5 protein-coding genes are annotated in these 6,670 nt (G+C 56.0%); 3 read left to right on the top strand and 2 right to left on the bottom strand.

Features of this window, described 5'->3' with window-relative positions:
* Window positions 1–288 precede the first annotated feature (288 nt).
* Together purH and purD are read left to right on the top strand one after the other, a co-directional pair.
* Complete coding sequence (gene purH, locus FDX22_RS02090; RefSeq protein ID WP_146716646.1) at window positions 289–1,878, top strand: bifunctional phosphoribosylaminoimidazolecarboxamide formyltransferase/IMP cyclohydrolase; 1,590 nt, start codon at window positions 289–291, stop codon at window positions 1,876–1,878.
* A gap of 15 nt (window positions 1,879–1,893) precedes the next feature.
* A complete protein-coding gene (gene purD / locus FDX22_RS02085) occupies window positions 1,894–3,183 on the top strand; it encodes a phosphoribosylamine--glycine ligase (RefSeq protein ID WP_135912742.1) in 1,290 nt (429 codons plus the stop codon).
* Here the strand turns inward: purD and zraR are convergent.
* The gene (gene zraR / locus FDX22_RS02080; protein ID WP_146716645.1) at window positions 3,180–4,505 is read right to left on the bottom strand and encodes a sigma-54-dependent response regulator transcription factor ZraR; all 1,326 of its coding nucleotides are present in this window, start codon (window positions 4,503–4,505) and stop codon (window positions 3,180–3,182) included. The two genes, purD and zraR, sit on opposite strands and share 4 nt — an antisense overlap.
* 5 nt (window positions 4,506–4,510) lie before the next feature.
* The gene (gene zraS, locus FDX22_RS02075; RefSeq protein ID WP_137399279.1) at window positions 4,511–5,896 is read right to left on the bottom strand and encodes a two-component system sensor histidine kinase ZraS; all 1,386 of its coding nucleotides are present in this window, start codon (window positions 5,894–5,896) and stop codon (window positions 4,511–4,513) included.
* Window positions 5,897–6,157: 261 nt separating this feature from the next.
* Here zraS and zraP point away from each other — a divergent pair, with 261 nt between their 5' ends.
* Entirely contained in the window at window positions 6,158–6,592 is a 435-nt protein-coding gene (gene zraP / locus FDX22_RS02070; protein WP_096758766.1) for a zinc resistance sensor/chaperone ZraP, read from the top strand.
* The last annotated feature ends 78 nt before the right edge of the window (window positions 6,593–6,670 follow it).

The following is a 6,670-nucleotide window of genomic DNA, read 5'->3' as shown; positions in this document are numbered from 1 at the left end:
AAATGACTGACTGCTGCATTCCACAGCAAAACCCCGCCTTATACCTATTTGCACACAGAGTTATCCACAAACACCCCCATCATTTCGGCGATCCTGTCTACCTATATACGGTTTTAAGCTCTCGAAATAAGGGTCAACATTGAAAAAGAAAAATTCGCGAGCGTTGCGCAAACGTTTTCGTTACAATGCTGCGGCAAAACAAGGATGCCCCGTAAGGGGCGTTAGCTGAGTTTTTACGCAAAAACTCAGCTAACGCTCTCTGTTATAGTCAAATCCAGGGGATTTACCATGCAACAACGTCGTCCAGTCCGCCGCGCTCTGCTCAGTGTTTCTGACAAAGCAGGTATTATCGAATTCGCTCAGGCACTTTCCGCACGCGGTGTGGAGCTGCTGTCTACAGGTGGCACTGCGCGCCTGTTAGCAGAGAAAGGTCTGCCAGTGACCGAAGTTTCCGATTACACCGGTTTCCCGGAAATGATGGATGGACGCGTGAAGACCCTGCATCCAAAAGTACACGGCGGCATTCTTGGCCGTCGCGGTCAGGATGACGGAATAATGGAACAACACGGTATCGACCCTATCGATATGGTGGTTGTTAACCTGTACCCGTTCGCCGAGACCGTGGCTCGCGTTGGCTGCTCGCTGGAAGATGCGGTAGAGAATATCGATATCGGCGGCCCAACCATGGTGCGCTCGGCCGCCAAGAACCATAAAGATGTGGCTATCGTGGTAAAGAGCAATGACTACGACGCCATTATTAAAGAAATGGATGCCAACGAAGGTTCTCTGACCCTCGACACCCGTTTCGATCTCGCCATTAAAGCGTTCGAACACACCGCCGCCTACGACAGCATGATTGCCAACTACTTCGGCAGCATGGTCCCGGCCTATCACGGTGAAAGCAAAGACGCTGCAGGTCGCTTCCCACGAACCCTGAACCTGAACTTCATTAAGAAGCAGGATATGCGCTACGGCGAAAACAGCCACCAGCAGGCTGCCTTCTATATAGAAGAGAATGTTAAAGAGGCGTCCGTTGCCACCGCTACGCAGGTCCAGGGCAAAGCGCTCTCTTATAACAACATCGCCGATACCGACGCCGCGCTCGAGTGCGTGAAAGAGTTCAACGAGCCAGCCTGCGTTATCGTTAAGCACGCCAACCCGTGCGGCGTGGCAGTCAGCTCCTCTATTCTTGATGCCTATGACCGCGCGTACAAAACCGATCCAACCTCCGCGTTCGGCGGCATCATCGCTTTTAACCGCGAACTGGATGCTGAAACGGCACAGGCCATTATCTCCCGCCAGTTTGTTGAAGTGATCATCGCCCCGTCAGCAACTGAGGAAGCGCTGAAGATTACGGCGGCTAAGCAGAACGTTCGCGTCCTGACCTGCGGTCAGTGGGCTGAGCGTGTTGCGGGCCTGGATTTCAAACGCGTGAACGGCGGACTGCTGGTTCAGGATCGTGACCTGGGTATGGTCACCGAGGGTGAACTGCGCGTAGTGTCCAAACGTCAGCCTACTGAGCAGGAGCTGCGTGATGCGCTGTTCTGCTGGAAAGTCGCGAAGTTCGTGAAATCCAACGCCATTGTCTACGCCAAAGAGAACATGACCATCGGCATAGGTGCAGGCCAGATGAGCCGCGTTTATTCCGCGAAGATCGCCGGGATTAAAGCCGCCGACGAAGGTCTGGAAGTCAAAGGTTCGGCAATGGCGTCTGACGCCTTCTTCCCGTTCCGCGACGGGATTGATGCCGCAGCAGCCGTTGGCGTGAGCTGTGTTATCCAGCCAGGCGGTTCCATTCGTGATGACGAGGTGATTGCCGCTGCCGACGAACACGGTATTGCGATGATCTTTACCGACATGCGCCACTTCCGCCATTAATCCACGGAGCAGACGATGAAAGTATTAGTTATTGGCAACGGCGGGCGCGAACACGCGCTGGCCTGGAAAGCAGCCCAGTCACCGCAGGTTTCAACCGTTTATGTCGCACCGGGCAATGCGGGTACCGCACTGGAACCGACGCTGCAAAACGTGGCTATCGGTGTAACCGACATTCCGGCACTGCTGAGCTTTGCCCAGAGCGAGAAGATCGATCTCACTATCGTTGGTCCGGAAGCGCCGCTGGTGATTGGCGTGGTCGATGCCTTCCGTGCCGCCGGTCTGAAAATCTTCGGCCCAACCGAAGGTGCTGCGCAGTTGGAAGGTTCTAAAGCGTTCACCAAAGATTTCCTCGCGCGCCATAATATTCCCACGGCGGAATACCAGAACTTCACTGAAGTGGAACCCGCGCTGGCCTATCTGCGTGAGAAAGGCGCGCCGATCGTCATTAAAGCCGACGGCCTGGCTGCCGGTAAAGGCGTTATCGTGGCAATGACGCTTGAAGAAGCTGAAGCCGCCGTGCACGACATGCTGGCAGGCAACGCGTTTGGCGACGCGGGCCACCGCATCGTGATCGAGGAGTTCCTCGACGGCGAAGAGGCAAGCTTTATCGTGATGGTCGACGGCGAGCATGTCCTGCCGATGGCTACCAGTCAGGACCACAAACGTGTGGGCAATGGCGATACCGGTCCGAACACCGGCGGGATGGGTGCATACTCTCCAGCGCCTGTTGTAACTGATGACGTTCACCAGCGCACCATGGAACGCATCATCTGGCCAACCGTAAAAGGCATGGCGGCAGAAGGTAACACCTACACCGGTTTCCTGTACGCAGGCCTGATGATCGACAAACAGGGCAACCCGAAGGTTATCGAGTTTAACTGCCGCTTCGGCGACCCGGAAACCCAGCCGATCATGCTGCGCATGAAGTCGGACCTGGTGGATCTGTGTCTCGCCGCCTGCGACGGTAAGCTGGACGAAAAAACCTCCGAGTGGGACGAACGCGCCTCGCTGGGCGTGGTAATCGCCGCCGGGGGTTATCCGGGCGACTACCGTACCGGAGACGCGATCCACGGCCTGCCGCTGGAAGAAGCCGCTGACGGCAAAGTGTTCCACGCCGGCACTAAACTCGCCGCCGACGACACGGTATTGACCAATGGGGGCCGCGTCCTGTGCGCAACCGCACTGGGTCATACCGTTGCAGAAGCGCAGAAGCGCGCTTACGCGTTAATGGCCGACATCCGCTGGGAAGGCAGCTTTAGCCGTAACGATATCGGCTGGCGCGCCATCGAACGCGAGCAGCGTTAACGCGAAATTTTCGCCAACAGCGTTTTACGCGTGATGCCTAACTGACGGGCGGCTTCAGTTTTGTTGCCGCCCGTTTTTTCCAGTGCTGCCAGAATCACCTCTTTTTCAACATCCACCAGCGGTTGGATCTCCAGACTGTTCTCTGCTTTTATTGGCGTCGCTGCAATCGCCAGTGGCAGCTCGCGTTCAGAAATGTATTCTCCCGTCAGCAGAACCACCGCACGCTCAATCGCATTTTCCAGCTCACGAATGTTTCCCGGCCAGTCGTAATGGATCAGCAGATCCATTGCCTGCGGGGTAAAACCTTTCACCGCTTTGCGGTTACACTCAGCAAAGCGCTGGAGAAAATGCCCTGCCAGCAGCGGAATATCTTCCCGGCGTTGACGTAATGCGGGCATCTCGATAGTGACGACGTTCAGGCGATAGTAGAGATCCTGGCGAAAACGTCCGGCGTTGACCTCTTGTGCTAGATCGCGATGGGTGGCGGCAATCAGCCGGACATCCACAGCAATAGTCTGATTACTGCCTACGCGCTGAACTTCACGCTCCTGAATCGCCCGCAGCAGGCGCACCTGCATCAGCGGCGAGATATCACCAATCTCATCAAGAAACAGCGTACCGCCGTCGGCTTCCACAAAGCGCCCTTCCCGGCGTTTATCGGCACCGGTAAACGCGCCTTTTTCATGGCCGAACAGTTCAGATTCCAGCAGAGATTCATTCAGCGCCGCGCAGTTGAGCGTCACCAGTGGTTTATCACTGCGCGCACTGCTGGCGTGAAGCGCCCGGGCGACCAGTTCTTTGCCCGTTCCGGAGTCTCCGTGAATAAGCACCGTCGCATCCGACGGCGCAACCATCGCAATTTCGTTAAGCAGGTGCTGCATCGCCGGACTGTTGCCAATCATGCCAAACTGCGCTGCCGGGGCTGCTACGGGGTCGACGCCGGTCGCCCGGGTATGCGCCAGCGCCTTTTCCAGCGTGTGCTGCAGACTGTCAAAATCCAGTGGTTTGATTAAGTAATCCAGCGCCCCGGTTTTTAACGCTTCCACCGCGGTCTCCACGCTAGAAAAAGCGGTCATAATCAAGACCGGAATCGCCGGATTCAGGACTTTGATCTCTTTCAGCGTTTCAATGCCGTCCATCTCCGCCATACGCACATCGCACAATACCAGATCAAAGACGTGTTCACGCACCTGCGCCAGTGCCTCTCGTCCGCTATAGGCAAGCGCAACGTCATAGCCCCAGCCACGCAGCAGCGCTTGTAGAATAGTGCAGTGGCTGACGTCATCGTCCACAACCAGAATATCGATTTTTCCGTGTGTCATCCTTGTCAATCCTGTGGTTTCGCATTGATCGGCAGCCAGAGAGTAAAGACGGTGCCTCTACCTTCCACGCTGGTTACCTGAATGGTTCCGCCGTGCTGCTCAATGATGTTTTGCACCACCGCCAGTCCCAGCCCGGTACCGTCTGCCTTCGTCGTAAAGTAAGGAGTAAAAATAGCCTCCAGCTGGTCGGGCGCAATTCCCTTTCCGCTGTCGGTAACCCTAATTTTAACCCGATCGGCGCTACTTTCACTCGCTGAAACCGTAACCGTCCCCTGATGTCCGATAGCATGAATGGCGTTGAGGTATAAATTCAGCAGGACCTGCGTGAGTCGGTCGGGATCGGCTTGAATAGCGGGTAACGCAGCATTCGGCGTAAACTGCAGTTGAATTTCCCGGCTCTGAGCATCCTGGCTAACCAAATGCAGCGAGTGGGTGATGACTTCATTAAGATCGACCCGCTGCAGCGTCAGGTGCGCGGGCTTCACCAGCTCCAGCAATTCACTCACCACCCGATTTAAGCGATCGGCCTCTTTCGCCATCACCTGCGCCAGTTCATGCGACTCTCCCCCCGCCGGGGTGCGTTCGGCAAAATATTTCGCTAACCCCTTGATGGATGACAGTGGATTACGGATTTCATGCGCGACTCCCGCCGCCAGATGTCCGAGCGCCATCAGCTTTTCTTTACGCTTCATCGCGTCCTGTAGCTCTTTATAAGAACGCTGATAGCGTTGGTACCAGAAAAACGTCAGCACAGTAGCCAGCAGCACCGCCGCCAGAGCAGACAGAACGATCAGCGTATTACGCCACTCTCTGGCCTGAGTCGCGGCCAGGTCGCTGGCATCAAAAGCGATAAAGATGGTTTGCGTGGGCGTATTCGCATGATCGTCATTACCGGAGCAGCGTGCCATACCGTGCCTCCCGGCCCCATACAACGGCTGGAACTGGCGATAAATTTCCAGGGCTGGTATTTGATCATGCCCATCGGGCGATGAGTCGATATTCCGCCAGCGTTCTTGTTCCCCAGGATTTAGCTGACGCAGGACATCCGGCGAGTAGAGGGATTTACCAACCATAGAGGAATCACTGTGGGTGATGATCACGCCATGCTCATCGACAACGGCAAACCAGAGTACGCCCGGCTGTACCGCCATTTGCTCCAGCAGCGTTTGTTGCTGCGCATGATGCATACGCATTCCCATACCCACACGCGTGCCGGACTCAAGGGCGCGGATCAGCACGCTTCCCTTTTCCAGTAACGTTTGTCGAGCGGCATCACTTTCCCGGCCGTAGTCCCGAATGGTCATGATGGAAAACCACCCCACCAAAATCAGGATCGCCGCCGGTAATAACCGGCTCAGCCACTTTGCTGCCGTATCCTTATCAAGACGCATACGTTCTCCCTTTCCCGCCGTTCCTTTCTTCATTTCAGGTATACAGCAGAAATCATGCCATCTTTTCACCCTGATAACCCTGTTCTCAGGCACAAACCCTCACAACGGGTGGGTAAAAATGACCCACAGGGCTGTTCTGGCGAGTCATTTTTACCCGCTTACGCCCGGACGGCAGCCGCGCGATCCCCGCAGCACAAGGACGTCCAGGTTGGCACGGAAGATGCAAAAGAGAAAGTAAGCTAACCAACAGGAGAACGAACGATGAAACGGAATAATAAACTGGCGCTAATGGTCCTCTCGCTGATGGCTCTGGGTTCCACCCCGGCGCTGGCGCAACATCACTGGGGCAATGGTGAGGGAATGTGGCAACAGGGTGGTACGCCAATGACCACCGAGCAGCAGGCCGCAGCCCAGAAAATCGCTGATGATTACTACACGCAGACCCGCGCATTGCGCCAGCAGTTGACGTCCAAACGTTATGAGTACAACGCGTTGCTCACCGCCAGCCCGCTGGACAGCGCAAAAATTAATGCCGTCGCAAAAGAGATAGAATCTCTGAACCAGGCGCTGGATGAGCAACGGGTGAAACGGGATGTCGCCATGGCGGAGGCGGGCGTGCCTCGCGGTGCCGGCATGGGTTGCGGTGGCGGCAGTTACCATCGTGGCGGGGGTCATATGGGTATGGGCCACTGGTAAAGAACTTAATGCCTGATGGCGCTACGCTAATCAGGCCTACAGATGGATACCGTAAGCCGGATAAGACGCTTTTGCGTC

The organism is Citrobacter sp. TBCS-14 (genome assembly GCF_005280805.1).
GTDB classification, from domain to species: domain Bacteria; phylum Pseudomonadota; class Gammaproteobacteria; order Enterobacterales; family Enterobacteriaceae; genus Citrobacter; species Citrobacter gillenii.
Note: the sequence above shows the minus strand (reverse complement) of the source record. Positions and strands in the feature narration are given on the sequence as shown.

Bases quoted from the DNA above. Each gene is read 5' to 3' on its own strand.
- zraP (WP_096758766.1), top strand. From the start codon at position 6,158: ATGAAACGGAATAATAAACTGGCGCTAATGGTCCTCTCGCTGATGGCT.
- zraR (WP_146716645.1), bottom strand. From the start codon at position 4,505: ATGACACACGGAAAAATCGATATTCTGGTTGTGGACGATGACGTCAGC.
- zraS (WP_137399279.1), bottom strand. From the start codon at position 5,896: ATGCGTCTTGATAAGGATACGGCAGCAAAGTGGCTGAGCCGGTTATTA.
- purH (WP_146716646.1), top strand. From the start codon at position 289: ATGCAACAACGTCGTCCAGTCCGCCGCGCTCTGCTCAGTGTTTCTGAC.
- purD (WP_135912742.1), top strand. From the start codon at position 1,894: ATGAAAGTATTAGTTATTGGCAACGGCGGGCGCGAACACGCGCTGGCC.